This is a genomic window from Arachnia propionica (genome assembly GCF_003932785.1).
Classification (GTDB): Bacteria; Actinomycetota; Actinomycetes; order Propionibacteriales; family Propionibacteriaceae; genus Arachnia; species Arachnia propionica_B.
Map to the genome: position 1 here is coordinate 23,822 of NZ_RQYT01000024.1, position 20,513 is coordinate 44,334.

Here is a 20,513-nt window from a genome sequence, read left to right on the forward strand (position 1 = left end):
TGCAGCGCAAGTTTCACTTCGGGTACCACCCCTTCTTCCTGAGCCCGTTCACGGAGTTCCTGAGGAACTGGACGAAACCGTACGAGTTCTTGTAGTCCCGGAACGACTTGACAGGGGCTTCCATCATCTGACGGAACTCGTCGTCCGTGAAGTTGAGCTTCTTGCAGAAGAACTCTTGGTCACGCCGGATCAGATCCGGTGTGTAGTCGTTGCGTTCAATCTCCTCGCAGGCCTGCTCGCGAGTCATCTGTCCCGAATTGATGAGATCTGAGAGATGCCCTCGCCGCTTGTCGATGTTGAACTTGACCGGGAGGATGTAGCCTTGGAAGAACCGGGTGAAGATGGACTCGAAGTGCTTCCCCGGGTAGGGGCGCCACCCAAGCTCCTCCTGCATCTGCTTCACCGCTTCGGCCTTGTTGTAGTCGAAGTAATTGAGAATCGAGACGATCCTCACGCGAGCGATGGTGTTCGTGTATCCGAGCTCCGCGAAACCAAAATGGGGGTAGCTGGTCAACTTCTCGCGCCCAAAGATGGCATGAACATTCTTGATGTACCGCCAGTCCGAATGCCCATAGGACCATGAGGGGACGCTGATGGCCTCGGTGCGGAAATTCATCCCCGAGATGATGTACTTGATGCCATACTTTCGAGCGAACTTCCACATGCACGCCTGGATCGCGTGATCCGTCGGCACATCAGCGTCAGGGGTCGACGCCAGCAGAAAGGATCGCTGCAGGTCGTAGAACTGGCGAAGGTCGAGAACCTCGGTGACCAGGTCAAGGTCGAGGGCCTTGACGGTCTTCTCCACGTTGCTGACCGCAAGCTCGGTGTTCCATCCGTTGTCGACATGGAAAGCAAGGGGTCGTAGACCGAGTTCGCGCACCTTCACGGCCACGGAGGTTGAGTCCACGCCGCCCGACAGACCGATGAGGCAGTCGTAACGGTGCTTCGCCCCCGCTTCCTTGATCTCTCGAACCATGGCGGCCAGCTTCTCCTCGCCATCACGCCCGGTGAACACGCGGCTGGGCAGGAGTTCCTGGTATCGGCGGCAGTGATTGCAGACCCCTCCGACCAGCTCGAGTTGGGGGTCATCCGTGCTTCGCATGATGCAGCGGCTACACTCCAGAACGGTCATGGTGCTCTCATTCCTCTCCCTGATGGCTGGTTCGCGACGTGGGTCGGCGGTTGATTCTGGCCTCGCTCGGCCCGATCAATGATGCGCAACGACTCCCGCCGCCACCAGAACGGCTGTTTCCTGTTTCACGATCCTCCGCGCCACTGTCGACGTCACATCGTCGGATGCGGATCCATCCGTCACGGCTGAAGCCGATACTACGGCACGCCGCTGTCCCGACACCATGCTTCCGGTATGGGTACCCACACCCTCTCGCTCCGCTCGTGGAGCGGGACACCGAGGCTGGAAACCCCACCGTCACGTAGTTCACAATCAACGGTCCCATGCCGTTCTGCGCCGCATCAGATGGAGGACAGGGCTTCTTCAAGCTCCTGCTCCGTGGGATACGTGATGAGGACAGCCCTGTAGGGACCGTGGAAGGTGAACATTGATCCGGCCGCAACGGCAGAAGCCCCGGCCTCCAGGGCTGCTCTGAAATGTCGCACGGAGCCTGCACCTGCGTTGGCGACAACGGGGACGGAGACCTCGGCGGACACCTGACGGATGAGGTCGAGGTCATAACCGTTGCACTCTCCCTCACGCGCCATGTCGGTGACGATCAGCTCCCCCACTCCCAGCTCGCAGGCCTCCTTGGCCCACTCGACGGCAGTCATGTCGAGCGGACGTCCACCGCCCCCCGGGTAGGGCCGGTGGATCCCGCCCTCACAACGGACGTCGATGGCCCCGACCACCGCCTGAACCCCGAACTGCTGGGCCGCTCTCCTCACTGTGTCCTGAGCATCCAGGAGGCCCGAACCGAAAATGACCTTCTCAACGCCAGCCGACAGGACCGACCGCACTTGGTCATAGGATTTGACCCCCCCACCGTATGCAACAGGCATGAATGCCTCGGTGGCGATGTCCTCGATCTGCGAAGGAGTGACCACCGGAGCACCGTGCCGCGCGGAGATGTCGACAATGACGAGTTCATCGACGCCTTTGTCGTTGAAGATCTTGACTGTGTTGATCGGGTCCCCGATGTAGGTCGTCCTGCCGTAGCCGCGGGATTTGACCACGAAACCATCAAGCAACTGCATCGTGGCGATGACACGACTCCTCACGGCCTCCACCCCACAAATGCGGTGAGCGCCGCCATGCCAAAGCGGTGGGACTTCTCCGGATGGAACTGCATTCCGATCACGGATCCCTGCCCCACGACCGCGCTGAAGCGGATTCCGAACTCTGCCTCGGCATAGGTGCACTCCCCTCCACCGATCGGCAGGAAGTAGGAGTGAGCGAAATAAAAGCGGGCGGGGCTCGGAAGCTCCAGACGGACAGCCGATGCGCGCCCCGTCGGGAAAACCTCCTGCCACCCCATGTGGGGGATCCGGCGATCCACCACGTGATCGGCGAAGGCTTCACAGCGACCCGGGATGAGTCCAAGACCTGGCAGCTCTCCCTCGGCACTCCCTTCCAGGAGCAACTGCATGCCCAGGCATATCCCGAGAAGTGGTTTTCCCTTGGCGCAGTGCGCCAGCACCGCATCCGCCAGACCTGCGTCGCGCAGTCCGGTGACACCGGCGTCATAGGCCCCCACCCCGGGAAGGATCAGGTGGTCCACGCGATCGGCCTGCTCCGCGCTGGTCACCATGACCGGCGCGAGTCCGAGGTAACGTAGCATGTTGACCACGGATCCGAGATTCCCCACTCCGTAGTCAACGACACCGATCTCAGTGGTGGACGTCATATCACAACCCTTCTTGGCCGACGGGCACCGGAACGCATCCCCTCACGTTACCACCACGAATAGGATCAGCCTGCTTGAAGCACATCAAGGAACTGTCTCGCAAGCACCGACATCGAGTGGTGCGAGCGTACCCACTCCTGGGCCAGCTCCCCGCGCTGACGTCGCTCCTCCAAGGGCAACGCTGCCGCCTCCCTGATGGCGCGCGCGATATCCGCGGGGTCCTCACCCTCGGCTCGGATGGCGCAGCCTGCGTAGACGAGCGGCGAGTGGTCCGAAGCGAACGCATTGATGATCGGAACGCCCGTGGCCATGTAGTCAAAGATCTTGTTGGCGGAGACCCCGAACTCGTAGAGCCTGCTACGCTTCGACCCGATGTAGAGCGCGTCGCAGAGCCGAAGACACTCATGCACCTCCGGCTTACGGACAGTGCCGGCGAACACGATCCTCGCACCGAGTTGCTGCGCCCGGGCCTCGAGTTGCTGGCGGTAGATCCCGTCCCCCAGCAGCACGGCGGTGATGGGTTCCTCCCTGAGAAGGCCCATCGCTTCAACGAAGTCATCCATCGCGTTGGCGTTGGTGAAACCGCCCGCGTAGCCGATCACGCTCTGTCCTCCCGCCCTAGCCTCCTGCACAAGGGCAGCGAAGGATGGCGGCGCGGGCTCGTGGGGACCGTCGCTCTCGATCCCGTTCGGGATGGGGATGACCGGAGTTGAGATGCCCAGTGAACGCACGTGAGGCTCGGCATTGGGCAGGATGGAGACGATGGCATTGCTGCGCCGGTACGCCGACCGCTCAGCACGCGCCATGGCCCACATGAGCGGATGCCTCGGCGAATGCCCCCCCAACTCGATGGGGGTCAGCGGCCACAGGTCATGGATCTCGTGCACCAACCGGGCCCCCGCACATCGCGCAATCCGTTGGGCCATCCATGTGTCAAACGGATACGTGGAGGACGCAATCACAGCGTCCGGACGCAGTTCACGCGCAATGGTACGCGCAGCGACCCAGCCCTTGGAGACGAAATCGATCATGCTCAGCACACGCCCAAGGCCGTTGCCGTCGTAGGCCCGGGTTCGGATGAAGCGAAACTCGACGCCGTCCACGTCCACGGGTGCGCCCGGACGGACATCAGGAAAGTTGACCTTCCTCAGGTGACTGAAGGTTCCCGCGAGCAGAACGGTCTCGACGCCGAGTCTCCGCCACTCCGTGGCCATGGCGTGGGGACGATATTCCATGCCTGCACTGGGCGAACCCGCGTAATGGTCGATGTAGAGGACTCGCATCTCACTCCTCCGGGCGTTCCAAGGTGATCCCCTCCAGACCCTCCTGCGACTGTTCCACAGCACGACGCGCTGCCTCCGCAGCATCCCGTTGGTTTGTGAGGCGGGTAAGGGTCTCCGGATCAGAACCGTCCACGGTGGCAAGCAGGTCCGGGTCGAGGGCAGGCACGCTGACCCGGCTGATGAGTGCGTGGCTCGTCGGGGTGTACTTCTCATCCCCGCTGAAGAGCACCTCGTGCATCTTCTCGTTGGGCCGCAACCCCGTGAAGATGATCTTGATGTCCTTACCGGAACGTTTGATCAGATCGTTGGCGACATCCAAGATCCTCACCGGCTCCCCCATATCCAGTACCAGGACGTCAGCAGGCTCCCCGATCGCGCCGGCCTGGATCGTCAGCTCACAGGCCTCCGGAATAGTCATGAAGTACCGAGTGATGTCCGGGTGCGTGACGGTGATGGGACCCCCCTGCTCGATCTGCCGGGTAAAGGTGTGCAGCATCGACCCCCTCGACCCCAGGACGTTGCCGAACCGCACCGACAACCAGGTCCGGCCGGTCCGGCGGGCGAAGTGTGCAGTCAGTTCCTCAGCGAGGCGTTTCGTCTTGCCGAGAACGCTGGTGGCATCGGCGGCCTTGTCCGTTGAGACGTTGACGAATCTCTCAACTCCATACTTTTCCGCGGCATGCAACACGTTGAGGGTACCGAGTGTATTGGTCTTCCATCCCTCCAGGGGGTACTGCTCCAACATCGGCAGGTGCTTCAGCGCGGCAGCGTGGAAGACGACATCCGGCCGGTGGTTTGCGAACACCTTGTCCAAGGCCTCGACGTCCCGGATGTCGCACAACACCATGTTCGGGGTGTCCAAGAGGCCTTGGTTGTAGATCGTAAGCTGGGTACTGTGCAGTCCTGACTCGTCGCGATCCAACATGACGAGTTCCTTGGGGCCGAACCGGTGCACCTGCCGGGCCAGTTCGGAACCAATGGACCCTCCAGCGCCGGTGACCAGAACGACGCGGCCGGACAGGTAGCTGGCGATCTCAGTGAGATTGGTCTCGATCTGCGCGCGCCCAAGGAGGTCCGTCACGTTGAGTTGGTGCAGATCCCCCAGCCCGACCCGCCCAGCCACGAGCTCCTTCGTGGGGGGCATCACGAGGGTCTCGAGCCCCACTTCGTCGGCGATCGCGGAGATGTCACGCATGAGTTGTCGATCAGCGGTTGGAATCGCCACGATGAGCTTGCGCACACCCTTCTCGGCAGCCACGGCCCTCACCCGGGTCCGATCCCCGAGCACCCTCGCTCCGGAAAGGTGCAGGTTTCTCTTGGAGGGGTCGTCGTCGAAGAAACCGACGATCTCGTACGGAGCGTCCGGATCGTAGGACAGCAGCCGCGCCAGCTGCTGCCCGGCGTTACCCGCCCCGTAAACCAGGATGGGTTCAGCCCCCTCCCGGTGCGTGGAACGGGTGACCGCACGGAACAAGAACCGACCCGCCGCCATGAGGATGAGAGCAGCCAACGGGACCGTGAAGGTCACCACCCGTGGATACCCAATCGGCGCCCAGAAGGCGGAGGAGACCCCGAGCACCAGGCCGATCCCGAGACTCACGAAGGCCAGCAGCGCGGACTCCTCGAACGAAGCGATGCTGTGTCGACCGCGGTAGAGCTTCGTGACGACTCCCACCAGCAATTGAAGCCCAATCGCCGTGACCGCGTAGGTCACGACAAAGCGCGCCTCAGGCAGCGCCAGATTGAGGTTGTAACGCGCCAGCACCAGCGCCAGCGCCGCGAAGGCCCAACTGGCCCCATCCCACAGGGCGAGTCCGACTCGCAGCAGACCTGCTCGCTTCCTGGACACCAGCCACGCTCCTTAGGTGAATGCATCGTGGTTCGTGGAGCGGTTCAACTCCCCTCAGGATTGTAGCCCTGAGCAGGAACCTCTCCCGAACACCCGGGGCGGTGACCATGCCGTAACGCTGACCCGTCAACCCGCGTTCACACAACACCTGTCTGCGTAGCGGGACGACGATCCACGCCACCAACCTCAGCGCTAGCCTGCCTTCAGACGCTCTGAGGGGAACAAACATGGCCAAACCGCACCAGGAGATCTTCTCGACCCGCAGCTTCTTCATCCTCGCCGCCATCGGATCGGCGGTCGGGCTCGGCAACATCTGGCGTTTCCCCTACGTCGCGTTCAAGAACGGCGGCGGGGCGTTCATCATCCCCTACCTCGTCGCGCTGCTCGCGGCGGGCATCCCGCTGCTGTTCTTCGACTACGCCATCGGGCACCGCTACCGCGGCTCGGCACCACTCGCGCTGCGGCGCCTCGGTCGGTGGACGGAAACCCTCGGCTGGTGGCAGGTGATGGTGTGCGTGATGATCGCCATCTACTACGCCGCCGTCGTCGCATGGGCCGGGATGTACACCCTGTTCAGCATCAACCGGGCGTGGGGCGACGACCCGAAAGGATTCCTCTTCGGCGAGTTCCTGCAGGTGGCCGAGGCCCCCGGCGTCGGCCTGGACTTCGTGCCCTCCCTGCTCATCCCAATGCTGCTCGTGTGGCTCGTCGTGCTGGCGACGATCGCGCTCGGCGTCAACAAGGGGCTGGCACTGGCGAACCTCGTGTTCATGCCGCTGCTCGTGGTGATGTTCCTCATCCTCGTCGGCCAGGCCCTGTTCCTGCCGGGCGCCGCCGAAGGCCTCAACGCCCTGTTCACCCCCGACTGGGGACAGCTCGGCAATCCCGGGGTCTGGGCCGCCGCTTTCGGGCAGATCTTCTTCTCCCTGTCGTTGGGCTTCGGGATCATGGTGACCTACGCCTCCTACCTGAAGCGCCGCACGGACCTGACCGGCTCCGGCCTCGTCGTCGGGTTCTCCAACTGCGGGTTCGAGCTGCTTGCCGGGATCGGCGTCTTCGCCGCCCTCGGCTTCATGGCCTTCCAGGCGGGAAGCACCGTCGACGAGGTCGCGGGGCAGGGGCTCACCCTCGCCTTCGTCGCCTTCCCGACGATCATCTCCCAGGCCCCGCTCGGCTCCCTCATGGGGACGCTGTTCTTCGGCTCCCTCACCATCGCGGGCATCACGTCCATGCTGAGCATCGTCGAGGTGATCGTCGCCGCCGTCCGGGACAAGATGAACATCCCCAAGGCGAAGGCCACCCTCGTCGTCGGGATTCCGATGGCGACGGTCTCGATCGGGCTGCTGGCCACGACGACGGGGCTGTACTTCCTGGACATCACCGACGAGTTCGTCAACAAGTTCGGCATCCTCGCCGGGGCGTTCTCCTGCATCGTCGCGGTGGCGTGGATCGTGCGGAAGCTGCCGACCCTGCGTCGTCACCTGGACCGGTTCTCCAGCTTCCCGACGGGCCGGTTCTGGCTCGTGATGGTGGGCGGTGTCGCGCCGCTGGTTCTCGGCTACATGCTGGTCAGCGACATCATCGCGAAGATCCAGTCGCCCTACGAGGGCTATCCCTTGGAGCTGCTCGGCGCCTACGGCTGGGGCATGTCGATCGGGCTGGTGGTCGTCGCCGTGATCCTCGCTGCGCTGCCGTGGCGACGGGGCGTGGCCACTGATTTCGACGAGACCGACAACGAACACGAGGTGACGGCATGAGCATGCCTGCCGTGGTGATGATGATCGTCGCGATGGCGACGCTGTGGGGCGGCTTGGTGGCTGCCCTTGTCAACCTGCTCCGCCGCCCCGATCTGTCCGCGATCGACGACCCGGGGACCCAGTCCGGGAGTCACGTAGAATCGGGGTCATGAAACGACCCGCCCTCAGCCGCCAGCTGTACTCGTTCGGGATGTTCCTGGCAGTGAGTGTCCTCTGTGGACTGCTGCTGTCGGGTCTGGCCGTGCCGGGGGCAGCGCTGTTGGCAGCCAGCACGAAGCTCGCCTCGGACTCCATCCAGTACCTCCCGGCCGAGCTGGAGACCCCGCCGCAGGCGGAGCGTTCCCGCGTCCTCATGGCTGATGGGTCGGAGCTCGCGAAGTTCTACGACGACAACCGCGTCTACAAGCCACTGGCGGAGATCGCCGACATCATGAAGAAGGCACAGATCGCCATCGAGGACCACCGCTTCTACGAGCACGGTGCCATCGACGTCCAGGGTCTGGGGCGCGCGGTGTTCAAGAACCTGTTCGGTGACAGCCAGGGCGCCTCGACCCTCACCCAGCAGTACGTGAAGCTGGTACAGGTCGACGCGGCGAAGGCCCGCGGCGACCAGGAAGGGGTGCAGGCCGCCCAGGCCCCCACCATCGAGCGGAAGATCCGCGAGATGCGTTACGCCATGGCCATCGAGAAGAAGAAGACCAAGGACGAGATCCTCGAGGGCTACCTCAACATCGCCTACTACGGCGATCAGGCCTACGGGGTTGAGGCGGCAGCCCATCACTACTGGGGAACGACGGCAGCGGAGCTGACCCTGGACCAGGCGGCGATGCTGGCGGGGATCGTGCAGAACCCGAACGCCTACAACCCGGCGAAGTACCCGGAGAAGGCGATGGAGCGCCGCAACCACGTGCTGAACCGGATGGCGCAGCTCAACATCATCACCAAGGAGGAGGCCCAGGCCGCCTCGGAGGTGGTCTTCGACCCGAGCAAGATCCAGCGCACCCCCAACGGCTGTGTGGCCTCCCCGTTCCCGGTGCTGTGCGACTACGTCTACCGCACCCTCATCTCGGACAAGATGCCCACGTTGGGGTCGACCCCTGAGGATCGCAAGAACCTGTTGTTCCGTGGGGGCCTGACCATCCAGACCCTCATCGACCCGAAGGCGCAGGCCGACGCGGAGGCGGCGGTGGCGGCGGTTGTCGCCCCCACCGACCCGGTGTGGGGTGGCACGGTGCTCATCCAGCCGTCGACGGGGCTCATCGTGGCGATGGCGCAGAGCCGCACGAAGCTGGGCAACGAGGCTGGCCAGACCTTCTACAACGTCAACGTGGAGACGGACATGGGCGGCATCGAGGGATTCCAGGCGGGGTCCACCTTCAAGCCCTTCGTCGTGGCGGCGGCACTGGACCAGGGCATGTCCCCCGGAAAAACGATCTACGACTCCCCCGAACGGCTCGACGTGGCGGGGATGAGGATGCGCTTCAAGGACTGCAACGGCTCGTTCACGTGGACGGATGCCAACTGGAAGCCGAAGAACTACGACAAGGGCTGGGGCCCGATCGACATGGTCAAGGCCACCGCGAAGTCCGTCAACACCTATTTCATCCAGCTGGAGGCCGCGGTGGGGATCTGCAACTCCATCGACATGGCTCAGCGGCTGGGGGTGAAGCTGGCCTCGGGTCAGGACATGCGCTCCGAGGCAAGTTTCCCGTCGTGGGTGCTCGGCACCTCGGACATCACCCCACTCTCGATGGCGGAGGCCTACGCGACCTTCGCCAACCGGGGGGTCCACTGTGACCCGATCATCCTGCAAAGCGTCACGGCGCGGGACGGCTCCCCCATCGACGTGCCCTCCGCGAACTGCCAGGAGGTCCTCAGGCCCGAGGTCGCGGACGGCGTCAACCACGTGTTGCAGTCCGTCATGCAGGGTGGGGGCACGGGCTCCATCGCGCGGCTGCACGGCGTCGCCGACCAGGCGGGAAAGACCGGTACCACCGACAGCGCCAAGGCCGTGTTCTTCGCCGGGTACACCCCGAACATGGCCGGGGTGGCCTACGTCGCGGTGGACACCAGCGCCGAGTACTGGGAGGGACGCAACCAGAGCATCGACAAACTGGTCACCGGCGCTGGCGTCCAACTCCAGGGTTCCGGCGGTAAGGACGCAGGCACGATCTGGAAAAAGGCGATGACCACCGCCTTGGCAAACATCGAGTCCGGGTCCTTCACCCGGCCCACGGACAAAGTGCTCGAGGGCGAGAAGGTGCCGATCCCGAATGTGAGTGGCATGAGCTACGAGCAGGCGAAGATCGCCCTGGAGGATGCCGGCTTCATCACGGCCAAGAGCTACACCTTCGATGCCGCGCCCAACGGCCACTACCTGGGCAGGACCTCCCCCAGCAAGGAGGCCGCGCGGGGCTCGACGGTGTTCCTGGTGTTCTCGAGGGGCGCGAAACCGCCGGAGCAGCCGACGGTCGTGGGCGAGGGGACCACTCCGCCACCGCAGCCCGAGCAGCCCGGCACCGACCCGCCGCCGCAGGAGGATGAGTGAGGCGGGTTGCCCGGCTGACCGCCGCTGTGGCCGCGGTCGGCGCCGCCTGCTTCGCGTGGGGGCTGGCGGAGGCGACGATGTTCCGGGTGCGGCGCGTCACCGCGCCGGTGCTGCCGACCGATGGTGAGCCGCTGCGGGTGCTGCACATCTCGGACCTGCACCTGCTGCCCTCCCAGGAGTTGAAGCTGAACTTCCTGCGCGCCCTGGCGGATCTGGAACCGGATCTGATCATCACGACGGGGGACAACATCTCCAGTGATGCCGCGATCCTGCCGCTGATGTCCGCACTGGGCAGGTTGCAGGACGTGCCGGGTGGTTTCGTCTTCGGCAGCAACGACTTCCACGTCCCGGAGTTCAAGTCGCCGCTGCGCTACGTCCTCAACGGGCGTTCGACCCCGAGCGCGGAGCCTCCCGCACGGTTGGCCATCGACCAGCTGCGGGCGGCGTTCACCCGCAGCGGCAGCTGGCGCGACCTCAACGAGCGGCGGGCCGTCGTCGAGGTGAAGGGCCACCGGATCGAGCTTCGGGGCACGAGCGACGCCCACCACGACCTGGACGACTACTCCGAGGTGGCGGGTCCCGCAGCCGACGGCGTCGATCTCAGCCTGGGTGTCACGCACGCCCCGTACAGGAGGATCCTCGACGCGATGACCGACGACGGGGTGGACCTGATCCTCGCGGGCCACACCCACGGCGGCCAGGTCTGCGTCCCGGGTTACGGCGCCCTGACCACGAACTGCGACATCGACCGTCGCCGCGCGAAGGGCCTGTCGGAGCACCACACGGCCACCGGAAGGTCATGGCTGCACGTCTCGGCGGGCCTGGGGACCTCCCCGTTCGCGCCGTACCGTTTCGCGTGCCCGCCGGAGGTCACCCTGCTGACCCTGGTCCCGGCCTGACCTACCGCCCACTTGTCGGGTTCGCCTGCCTTGGGTCGGAAACGCCTGCCCAATGCCGGTTCGCCTGCCAAAAGAGACAGGCGAACCGCAGAAATGGCAGGCGAACCGACATCAAGACAGGCGAACCCATCCAGCGACCAACGGGGGCAACGATCTCACCAGGTGAGGCCGGTGCTGATGGGGAGTTCCCCACCGTCAGCCGTCGGCACGACGACCGGCAGCTTGCCCTTCGGCGCGAAGGCCCCCGTGAGGACCTCGGCCAGCCCCTTGGCGACCACCGGGCGCGAGGTGTAGGTCGCGACCTTCGCGGCCGCATCGAGCAGCCCGACATCCTGCGGCAGGCCGACCGCCACCGCGACAACCTTCCGCCCCGCGCCCACCAGGGCCTCGACCAGCTGCTTCTGCGCCGGATGAGCGGTCACACCGTCGGTGAGCACGACGACGACCGCTGCCCGACCAGCGGCCTGGACCGCAGCGTCGATCTGCTGCTGGCTCGGGTCCACACCGACCGGGACGAAGTCCGAACCACCGCCCAGCTGAGCGGTCAACTCCTTGCCGAGCCTCTCATGATGACCGACGACGACGGCCCCCGCCTGGCTGAGGGGCAGGACCCCGTCGTTGTGCACGACGGTGACACCGCCGCGGGCCGCCGCCTCGGCGACGCGCCGCGAGGTGTCGTCGTTGATCCCTCGCAGGCCCCAGGCATCGGGCAGGAAGTCCGCCGTCGGCAGGTACCGCTTGGCCCGCAGGATCCGCTTGACCTTGACATGGATGTCATCGGCGCTGAGCCGACCGTCGCGGATCGCCGCATGGATCGCCTCGATCGCCGCGACCGGGTCCGCCGAGTCATGGAGCTGATCCGCCCCGGCCTCCAGCGCCCGCACCGCCAGCTCGCCGTCGCCGTGGAGGGCGCGCAGTGCGGGATCCGCGAGGGAATCGGTGACGACGACTCCGGAGAACTGCAGCTGGCCCCGCAGGATGTCACCGATGATGGTCCGGCTGAGCGACGCGGGGGTGCCGGAGGGATCCAGCCCCACAGCGACGATGTGCCCGACCTGGATGATCTCCACGCCTGAGGCCAGCGCCTTGAACACCGCCCCCTCCCGGGCGTCCCATTCCTCACGGGTGCGCTCCGAGGTCGGCAGACCGTTGTCCCCGACGGTGACGTCCCCCGCTCCGGGGAACATGCGCACCGCGGCAAGTTGGACCGCGCCACGGCTTGCCCCACCCTCATCGACGCGGGCCCGGGCGGTGACGAGCTCCGGGGTACCGCCGTAGACCTGGGTGCCGAGCACCGGATTGTTCGGGTTGGAGGAGACGTCAGCCCTGACCCCGAACCAGGTGTTGATTCCCAGGTTGAGGGCCTCCTTGGGCTGGGTGTCGTTGAGCCCCCATCCCTGGAAGCGCAACCCCTCGTGGGCACCGAGGGCCATCGGTTCGGGGAACTCGGTGACGGGGATCCCCGCATCGACCAGACCGCTCAGATGTCCCTCCCAGACCACCTGGAGGGGGACGCCGCCTCGCGCCTGCGCCGCGCGCTGCAGATCATTGGTGAAGTTGAGGACGGCGCGGGTGCTGGTGAACTGTCCCGCATCTGGCCTGAGGATGACACCACCGAAACGGTGTCGACGCAGCACCCCGGCAGGGGTGGCCTCCCCGTAGAGCTTCGTGTTCCGGGAATCGGCGGACCGGGCGCTGCGCCCGTGGACGGGCTGGAGGAAGAGCTGACGGATCTTCTGGTCCAGGCTGAGCGAGTTCACCAGCTGTTCATAGGGCTCGACGTAGGCGTTGGCGCGGCTGGGCCAGGCGATGGCGGCTGCGGCAAGTGCTCCAGCGCCGCTGCCGAGCAGCGCCCGTCGTGAGAGTCGGGACATGATCCACTCCTTCGTTGGTCGTTGGGCCTGCATGGAACAGACCTCCGGATCCCCCCCAGAGATACTGACTCCTCGATCCTTCACGTCCCCAAGATATTTGAAAAGAAAACTAACCTTTCGGTGGACACCTGCCGGACAAAACGCTCATTCAGCGTGTTCATCTCCTGATCGAGAAGGGCTTTCACACTCCCCCAACGGGGACCCCGCCATCCCGGGACGGAATGGCCACCCCTCTTCCGCTTCACCAACCCCGACCACCAACCCTCCTTCGAGGACGCCACGCAGAGCATCGGCCTCCTGACCCAGCCGGGCGGGGCGATGGTACGGGTCGCCCGCCACAGCGAGGACACCGGTTCGTGGCTGACCGTGCCCGCTGACGGATAAGGTTGAGGCTGGAGAGAGGAGGGAGGATCTCGGTGAAGCGGCAGGCTCGTCTCAGCATGCGTGACGTCGCGCTCCACGCGCAGGTCTCGGTGGGGACCGTCTCCCACGTCGTCAACCACCCCGACCGGGTGCAGCCCAAGACCCGGCAACGCGTCGAGGAGGCCATCGCCGAACTCGGGTGGGTGCCGAATCCGCAGGCCCGCGCCCTGAGGTCGGGACGCTCCCGCACCGTCGGCATCGCCGTCATGGACGTCGCCAACCCGTTCTTCGCCGATCTGCTGCGCGGGGCCCAGGCCCGATTCGAGGAGGCCGGGTACACCGCCACCATCGGCGACGCCGACAACCGGCTGGCCCGGGAGGCCCATCTGCTGCGCTCCTTCCTCGGCCAGCGCCTCTCCGGGGTCATCCTCGGCCCCATCGGCGCCCTGCCCCCCGAGGTCGCCGCCCTCACCGACGCCGGGGTGCCGACGGTGCTCGTGGACCGGATCGGCGGGGAGGACTGCTGCACCATCGGGGTCGACGACATCGCGGGCGGCCACCTCGCGGGCGAGCACCTCGTCGAGACCGGTCACCGTCGGATCGCCTTCGTCGGGGGTCCCGCCGAGTTGCCCCAGGTGACCCAGCGACTCACGGGGCTGCAGCGGGCCTGCCGCAACGGCGGCGTCGAGGTCATCGAGGTGCCCACCCCCACCCTCGACTTCCCCTCCGGTCGTGAGGCCGCGGATCGGATCGCGGCCATGGACCCGGCCTCCCGACCCACCGGCGTCCTCTGCGCCAACGACCTCGTGGCCATCGGGATGTTGCAGGGCTGCGTCGCCCACGGGCTGCGGGTTCCCGACGACATCGCGCTCGTCGGCTACGACGACATCGAGTTCGCCGCTGCAGCGGCGGTGCCACTGTCGTCGGTGGCGCAGCCGCGCCGCGACCTCGGTATCCGGGCCGCCGACCTGCTGCTGCAGGAGATCGAGGATCGCAACGAGGGCCGGGAGCACACTCACCGTCAGGTCGTCCTCGACCCGCACCTGGTCGTGCGGGCCTCCTCCGGAATCCCCGCCACCGATTGACCCCCGTCGGCCCCGGGAGTAGGCTCTACCCACCAGGATTGAAACGATTCATTCCGGATCTGGGGCACCTCTTCCCCAGCCCCACCCCGACGCAAGGAGGCGCCATGTTCGACGACCCCACCCGCGCGATCCTCGCCGCCCAGGAGATCGAGGTCCCATCGTGGGCCTACGGCAACTCCGGCACCCGGTTCCGCGTCTTCACCACCCCCGGCACCCCTCGCAGCGTCGAGGAGAAGATCGCCGACGCCGCCCAGGTCCACCGATACACCGGCCTGGCCCCCAAGGTGGCCCTCCACTACCCGTGGGACAAGGTCGACGACTGGGCAGGGCTGAGCGAGTACGCCGCCTCCCAGGGGGTCGGCATCGGCACCATCAACTCCAACACCTTCCAGGACGACGCCTACCGCTTCGGCAGCCTCGCCCACCACGACCCCGGCACCCGCCGCAAGGCCATCGAGCACCACCTCGAGTGCATCGAGGTCATGAACGCCACCGGCAGCCGTGACCTCAAGGTGTGGCTCGCCGACGGCACCAACTACCCGGGCCAGGGCGACATCCGTCGTCGTCAGGACTGGCTGGCCGAGTCGCTGGCGGAGATCTACTCCCACCTCGGCCCCGAGCAGCGTCTCGTGCTGGAGTACAAGTTCTTCGAGCCGTCCTTCTACCACACCGACGTCCCCGACTGGGGCACCGCACTCACCCAGGTGCTGGCCCTCGGCGACCGCGGCGTCGTCTGCCTCGACACCGGTCACCACGCCCCCGGCACCAACATCGAGTTCATCGTCGCGCAGCTGCTGCGGCTCGGCCGACTCGGCTCCTTCGACTTCAACTCCCGCTTCTACGCCGACGACGACCTCATCGTCGGTGCCGCGGACCCGTTCCAGCTCTTCCGGATCCTCTGGGAGGTGCGTCGGGGCGGTGGCTTCGACCCCGCCTCGGGCGTGGTGTTCATGCTGGACCAGTGTCACAACATCGAGGACAAGATCCCCGGCCAGATCCGCTCCGTGCTCAACGTGCAGGAGATGACCGCCCGCGCCCTGCTCGTCGACGCCGCCGCCCTGGCGGACGCGCAGCAGGCGGGGGATGTCCTCGGCGCCCACGGCATCCTCATGGACGCCTTCTACACCGACGTGCGTCCGGCGCTGGCCGCCTGGCGCGAGGAACGCGGCCTCCCGGCCGACCCGATGCGCGCCTTCGCCGACAGCGGCTACCTGGCCCGCATCGCCGAGGAACGCCTCGGCGGCACCCAGGCCGGCTGGGGTGCGTGACCCCATGGCCTGCGTCATCGCCGTCGACCTCGGCGCGACGAGCGGCCGGGTGATCCTGGCCCGCGTCGGTGAGCGCATCGAGCTGGAGGAGGTGCACCGGTTCGACACCGCCGCCGAGCAGCGCCCCGACGGGCTGCGCCTCGACGTCGAGCGTCTCCTCGCCGAGGTGCAGGACGGGTTCGTCCGGGCGATGGCGGCGGCCCCTGACGGCGTGGCGGCGGTCGGGATCGACTCATGGGCCGTCGACTACGGTCTGCTGCGGCAGGGCAGGCTCCTCGACGACCCCTTCAACTACCGCGACGAGCGTTGCGTCCGCGCGCGGGAGCGGGTGCGCCACCTCATCGACCCGGCGGACCTGTACTCCCGCACCGGCATCCAGGACCTGCCGTTCAACACCATCAACCAGCTGGTCGACGACCTGGACCGCGGTCGGCTGGAGGGGGCGGAGCAGCTGCTGCTGCTCCCAGACCTGCTGGCCTTCCTGCTGACGGGCCGGGCGGTGGCGGAGGTGACGAACGCGTCGACGACGGCGCTGCTCGACCCGCGCACCCGGCAGTGGGACTGGCCGCTCATCGACCATCTCCGGCTGCCCCGCCACATCTTCCCCGAGCTGGTGGAGCCGGGCACGGTCATCGGCACCATCACCCACGGCCCCGCGGCCGGGATCCCCCTCGTCGCGGTCGGCACCCACGACACCGCGTCGGCCGTCGTCGGCGCGCCGCTGCAGCATGCCGACGACGTCTACCTGTCGTCGGGCACGTGGTCGCTGCTGGGGCAGGAGCTACCCGCCCCCGTCCTCACCCCGGAGGCGCGGGCCGCGAACTTCACCAACGAGGGCGGGGTCGACGGCACCACCCGGTTCCTCAAGAACATCAACGGCATGTGGATCCTCTCCGAGTCGATCCGCGCCTGGGGAACCGGGACGGTACCGGAGCTCGTGGAGCAGGCCAGGGCAGTCACGCAGGCCCCCGTCTTCGACGCCACCGACCCCGGCCTCATCGCGCCCGGGGACATGCCGGCCCGGGTGAGGGAACTGACCCGGAATGACCCCCGCATGACCGATCCCGCCGTATTCACCCGCTCGGTGTTGGAGTCGTTGGCCCTGGCCTACGCCCGCACCGTCGACGAGCTGGCGACCCTCACCGGCAGGCGTCCGCAACGCCTCGTCGTCGTGGGCGGCGGGTCCGCGAACACGCTGCTCAGCCAGCTCGCCGCCGACCGGACCGGCCTCGAGGTCACCGCCGGGCCCATGGAGGCCACGGCCATCGGCAATGCCCTCATCCAGGCGCGCGCCGTGGGACTCATCGAGGGAACCCTGGAGGATCTGAGGAGGATCGTGACGAACTCGACCGACATCCGCACCCATCGCCCCGGCCCCGCGGCGGAGCTCGCCGCCATCACCGCGCTGTCCAACGAGTTCGGCGCCGACCCGGCGTTCACCCGGGCGGGCGGCGGCAACTCGTCGGCCAAGCGCGACGGGGTGCTGTGGATCAAGCCGAGCGGGGTGTCGATGGCCACGATGACGGCCGACGACCTGGTCCCGCTCGACGTCAAGGTCCTCGTCGACGCCCTCGACGCGCCCGACCCCGACCCGTCGCTGGGCGACCCCGTCAACCACCTGGCCCAGCTGGCCCGCCTCGACGACGGCCCGCGTCGCCCGTCGGTGGAGATCCTCTTCCATGCCCTCATCGAGGACACCTACGTCCTGCACACCCATCCCCTGCTCGTCAACGCCGTGACCTGCAACATCCGTGGTGAGGAATTGACGCGTTCACTCTTCGGTGACGAGGTCCTGTGGGTCGACTACGTGGATCCGGGGCTGCCGCTGGCGCGTGAGATCGCTCGACGGCGTCGCGAGTACACGGAGGCCACCGGTCAGCAGCCACCCAGGGTGACCTTCCTCATGAACCACGGTCTCATCGTCTCCGGGGAGGACCCGGCTGAGATCCGAGCGGCCAGTCTGCGGGTGGTGGAGGTGATCCAGGCAGCGGTCACCAGCCGCTCCGGGATCACGGAGGTGGCGCGCCGTTTCGCCGCCGCCCTGAAGGCCCGGGCCGTGGCGATCGACGCCTCCTCCATCGCGGCGGACTTCCCCCTCACCCCGGCCGGACAGGCCTTCATCAGCCAGGGCCCCCTCATCCCGGACCAGATCGTCTACTCCGGCTCCTTCGCAATGGTGGTGCGTCCCGAGGACGACATGGCCGCGGCGATCCGTCACCACGAGCAGACCCATGGCCACTCACCGAAGGTCGCGGTCATCCCGGGGGCGGGGGTCGCGGCCGTCGGGAACAGCAGCAAACAGGCAGGAACGACCCTTGAGGTTTTCCTGGATTCACTCACGGTCGCACGTTCCGCATCCATTCTGGGCGGAGTGAGAACCCTGGACGAAAGAGAACGAACTTTCATCGAGAACTGGGAGGCCGAGGCCTATCGACAGAAAATCGCCGAAGAATGATGCCGAACGCGTCGCCACGCTCCCAACGTTGAGGGCAGCCCCGGACGCGACGTCATGAAGTGTGCAACTCGCAGCGACCGGTTGCCGCGGGAGGAAACACGGGTACCCGAGCGACCGAAACGGATCAAAGATCCTTGTCAAAGCCGATTGGTTCCGCACACTTCCCGCTCCCGCCCTGGCCACGGAGAGCCGAAGGGACCACAGCTGCACGTTCGTCATCCATTCGGCTAGACGTTGGCGGGGTCGGAGAGATATCTTTCACTGAGATCCATGTCCCTTCGAACACGGGGGTAAAATGAAGAAACCCACAGTTCACACCGTCGGGAGGCGTGCGCTCTATGCACTCCTCGCCGCGGTGATTGGCGTGAGCGCCAATCTACAAGCCTCACCGGCCCATGCGGCTCAGGTGGAGGCCATCAACGCTGACAGCATCACCATCAGCAATGAGACCCGACCCGGCCAGAACATCAACGTCAACGACACCGTGCGTGTCGAGGCCGCCTGGTCGATCCCCAACCAGACCGGCAGGGCCGGTGACACCTTCACCCTGGGGCTGCCCGTCAACGCCCTCGAGGGCAAGGTCGGCTCCTTCAACCTGACCCCGGAGGGGCAGGACGCCCCGGTCTACGGCACCTGTCAGGTGACCAAGACCGACATCGAGTGCACCCTGAGCGCCGAGGCCGAGAACAAGGACAACGTGGGCGGCCGGCTGTGGTTCACCTCCCGGGCCCACCAGGAGTACAACGAGGCCAACCTGACCTTCACGGTCAACGGCAACACCCCGAAGGAGGTGCCGCTGCCCAACGGCGCCCAGGGCATCGGCTACGACCCCTTCACCCCGCAGGAACTCATGAAGATGGGGTACTTCATCGACGACGACACGCTCACCTGGCGGGTCATCGTCCCGGGCAAGGCCCTGGCCGACAAGAGCCAGCTCAGCATCTCGGACCCCTACGCCACCCCGGGCACCAACTTCACCCTCGAGGGCGCATGGTTCTACAAGATTCCGAACACCCCGAAGTGTTGGAACAACCTCTACAGCGATGAGTGCCGCACCGAGCTGTGGAGCAAGGAGGGAGCGGCCACCGAGGGTGTGAACGTCGCCTTCGATGACGCCAAGGACACGATCAACGTCACGGTCGGGGCTCCCTTCCAGATCCAGGAGGACAAGATCTACACCCTGCACATCGACCTCAAGGTCGATGGCACCGTGGTCAACGGCAGCGAGTTCGAGAACACCGCCACCGTCAACGGCCAGGTCGTCACGCAGACCGCCACGAAGGAGGCCGCCGGAGGCGGCACCGGCAGCGGTGACGCAGCCGGCCACATCCGGCTGGTGAAGCGGCTCGACGGCGCCAACACCGTCCCCGCGGACACGATCTTCCCCGTCGAGTTCTCCTTCGAGCGCGCGGGCCAGCCGGTCACCGGCACCCTGTCGCTGAAGGCCGACGGCACCCCCGTGCTGCTGCGCAACATCAGCAACGGCGTCGTGGTCACCTTCAAGGAAGGGGTCCCCACGGTTCCCGGCAACACCTTCGGCGATCCGGTCTTCTCCGGCGAGGGTGTCAACGACGGTGGGGGCGCCTCCACCTCGGCCACCGTGACCGCCCAGGGCACCAAGACCGTGGAGGTGACCCTCACCAACCCGGTCCAGCCCGCCCCCGAGCCGCCGAAGGTCGTCCTGGCGGCGCCGGCCCTCAACCCGGGTACCTGCACCCCGGGATCGCTCACCCCGAGCAACCCGACCGTCGAGGTCGCCCCCACCGAGGGCATCACCTACTCGCAGCCGCAGCTGACCCCCCGCCCCGGGACCAACATCGTCGACGTGACCCTGACCGCGACCGCAGAGGCCGGCAAGGCGATCGACGCCGCTCAGCTGCCCGCCGGATGGGCGATGAACCCGGACGGCACCGCCACCTTCACCGGCCAGATCGAGCAGCCGGTGTGTGAGGCCACCAAGGTGATCCCCGTGGATCCGACCTTCCAGGTCGGCCAGTGCACCCCCGGCGAGGTCGAGCCGACCGACCCGACCATCACCGCCGCCACCACCGAGGGCATCACCTACTCGGCCAGCTGGGCAGTTGACGGCGACGAGGTGGTCTTCACCGCCACCGCCACCGCCAAGGACGGCTACGTCATCGACAAGGACAAGCTCACCGCTGGCTGGACCTGGAACGACGAGAAGAAGATCGCCCAGTTCGAGAAGCGCGAGCCCAAGCCCGTCTGCGCCCAGCTCGTCGTCCCGGTCTCCCCGACCGTGACCCCGGGCGT

The 20,513-nt window shown here is 66.6% G+C and carries 14 protein-coding genes; 8 read left to right on the plus strand and 6 right to left on the minus strand.

Features of this window, described 5'->3' with window-relative positions:
- Positions 1 to 13 precede the first annotated feature (13 nt).
- The 5 genes from EII35_RS10080 to EII35_RS10100 all read right to left on the minus strand — a co-directional run bounded on the left by EII35_RS10080 (position 14) and on the right by EII35_RS10100 (position 5,993).
- Positions 14 to 1,135, minus strand: coding sequence for an N-acetyl sugar amidotransferase (locus EII35_RS10080; RefSeq protein ID WP_125228344.1), 1,122 nt, complete (start codon positions 1,133 to 1,135; stop codon positions 14 to 16).
- A 341-nt stretch (positions 1,136 to 1,476) separates the two neighbouring features.
- The gene (locus EII35_RS10085) at positions 1,477 to 2,235 is read right to left on the minus strand and encodes a HisA/HisF-related TIM barrel protein (protein ID WP_125228345.1); all 759 of its coding nucleotides are present in this window, start codon (positions 2,233 to 2,235) and stop codon (positions 1,477 to 1,479) included.
- Positions 2,232 to 2,861, minus strand: a complete 630-nt coding sequence (gene hisH / locus EII35_RS10090; RefSeq protein WP_125228346.1) for an imidazole glycerol phosphate synthase subunit HisH — start codon at positions 2,859 to 2,861, stop codon at positions 2,232 to 2,234. The genes EII35_RS10085 and hisH overlap by 4 nt, the downstream gene beginning before the upstream one ends.
- Before the next feature lie 65 nt (positions 2,862 to 2,926).
- Positions 2,927 to 4,228, minus strand: a complete 1,302-nt coding sequence (locus EII35_RS10095) for a glycosyltransferase family 4 protein (RefSeq protein WP_125228347.1) — start codon at positions 4,226 to 4,228, stop codon at positions 2,927 to 2,929.
- Complete coding sequence (locus EII35_RS10100; RefSeq protein ID WP_260465088.1) at positions 4,146 to 5,993, minus strand: polysaccharide biosynthesis protein; 1,848 nt, start codon at positions 5,991 to 5,993, stop codon at positions 4,146 to 4,148. Before EII35_RS10100 ends, EII35_RS10095 begins: the two co-directional genes overlap by 83 nt.
- A 227-nt stretch (positions 5,994 to 6,220) precedes the next feature.
- Between EII35_RS10100 and EII35_RS10105 the strand changes: the two genes are divergently transcribed.
- From EII35_RS10105 to EII35_RS10120, 4 genes are read left to right on the plus strand one after another with little or no spacing between them, the layout of a single operon-like run.
- A complete protein-coding gene (locus EII35_RS10105) occupies positions 6,221 to 7,750 on the plus strand; it encodes a sodium-dependent transporter (RefSeq protein ID WP_125228349.1) in 1,530 nt (509 codons plus the stop codon).
- Complete coding sequence (locus tag EII35_RS10110) at positions 7,747 to 7,902, plus strand: methionine/alanine import family NSS transporter small subunit (RefSeq protein ID WP_125228350.1); 156 nt, start codon at positions 7,747 to 7,749, stop codon at positions 7,900 to 7,902. The genes EII35_RS10105 and EII35_RS10110 overlap by 4 nt, the downstream gene beginning before the upstream one ends.
- Positions 7,899 to 10,298 carry a transglycosylase domain-containing protein gene (locus tag EII35_RS10115; protein WP_260465089.1) on the plus strand — a complete coding sequence of 800 codons (2,400 nt, stop codon included), beginning with the start codon at positions 7,899 to 7,901 and terminating at the stop codon, positions 10,296 to 10,298. The genes EII35_RS10110 and EII35_RS10115 overlap by 4 nt, the downstream gene beginning before the upstream one ends.
- Positions 10,295 to 11,197 carry a metallophosphoesterase gene (locus EII35_RS10120; RefSeq protein ID WP_260465090.1) on the plus strand — a complete coding sequence of 301 codons (903 nt, stop codon included), beginning with the start codon at positions 10,295 to 10,297 and terminating at the stop codon, positions 11,195 to 11,197. Before EII35_RS10115 ends, EII35_RS10120 begins: the two co-directional genes overlap by 4 nt.
- A 155-nt stretch (positions 11,198 to 11,352) precedes the next feature.
- Here EII35_RS10120 and EII35_RS10125 read toward each other — a convergent pair whose 3' ends face one another.
- A complete protein-coding gene (locus EII35_RS10125) occupies positions 11,353 to 13,071 on the minus strand; it encodes a glycoside hydrolase family 3 N-terminal domain-containing protein (RefSeq protein ID WP_185744270.1) in 1,719 nt (572 codons plus the stop codon).
- A gap of 416 nt (positions 13,072 to 13,487) precedes the next feature.
- Here EII35_RS10125 and EII35_RS10130 point away from each other — a divergent pair, with 416 nt between their 5' ends.
- The 4 genes from EII35_RS10130 to EII35_RS10145 all read left to right on the plus strand — a co-directional run.
- Positions 13,488 to 14,519 carry a LacI family DNA-binding transcriptional regulator gene (locus tag EII35_RS10130; protein WP_260465091.1) on the plus strand — a complete coding sequence of 344 codons (1,032 nt, stop codon included), beginning with the start codon at positions 13,488 to 13,490 and terminating at the stop codon, positions 14,517 to 14,519.
- Between the two features lie 104 nt (positions 14,520 to 14,623).
- The gene (gene rhaI, locus EII35_RS10135) at positions 14,624 to 15,787 is read left to right on the plus strand and encodes an L-rhamnose isomerase (RefSeq protein WP_125228352.1); all 1,164 of its coding nucleotides are present in this window, start codon (positions 14,624 to 14,626) and stop codon (positions 15,785 to 15,787) included.
- Positions 15,780 to 18,242 carry an FGGY-family carbohydrate kinase gene (locus tag EII35_RS15945; RefSeq protein ID WP_185744271.1) on the plus strand — a complete coding sequence of 821 codons (2,463 nt, stop codon included), beginning with the start codon at positions 15,780 to 15,782 and terminating at the stop codon, positions 18,240 to 18,242. Before rhaI ends, EII35_RS15945 begins: the two co-directional genes overlap by 8 nt.
- A 295-nt stretch (positions 18,243 to 18,537) precedes the next feature.
- On the plus strand, positions 18,538 to 20,513 hold a 1,976-nt coding region (locus EII35_RS10145; RefSeq protein WP_148098940.1), incomplete at its 3' end, for an Ig-like domain-containing protein.

Excerpts from the sequence above, each read along its gene's own strand:
- EII35_RS10080 (WP_125228344.1), bottom strand. The coding sequence starts at position 1,135 with ATGACCGTTCTGGAGTGTAGCCGCTGCATCATGCGAAGCACGGATGAC.
- rhaI (WP_125228352.1), top strand. The coding sequence starts at position 14,624 with ATGTTCGACGACCCCACCCGCGCGATCCTCGCCGCCCAGGAGATCGAG.
- EII35_RS10115 (WP_260465089.1), top strand. The coding sequence starts at position 7,899 with ATGAAACGACCCGCCCTCAGCCGCCAGCTGTACTCGTTCGGGATGTTC.
- hisH (WP_125228346.1), bottom strand. The coding sequence starts at position 2,861 with ATGACGTCCACCACTGAGATCGGTGTCGTTGACTACGGAGTGGGGAAT.
- EII35_RS10105 (WP_125228349.1), top strand. The coding sequence starts at position 6,221 with ATGGCCAAACCGCACCAGGAGATCTTCTCGACCCGCAGCTTCTTCATC.
- EII35_RS10095 (WP_125228347.1), bottom strand. The coding sequence starts at position 4,228 with ATGCTGCGGAGGCAGCGCGTCGTGCTGTGGAACAGTCGCAGGAGGGTC.
- EII35_RS10110 (WP_125228350.1), top strand. The coding sequence starts at position 7,747 with ATGAGCATGCCTGCCGTGGTGATGATGATCGTCGCGATGGCGACGCTG.
- EII35_RS10125 (WP_185744270.1), bottom strand. The coding sequence starts at position 13,071 with ATGTCCCGACTCTCACGACGGGCGCTGCTCGGCAGCGGCGCTGGAGCA.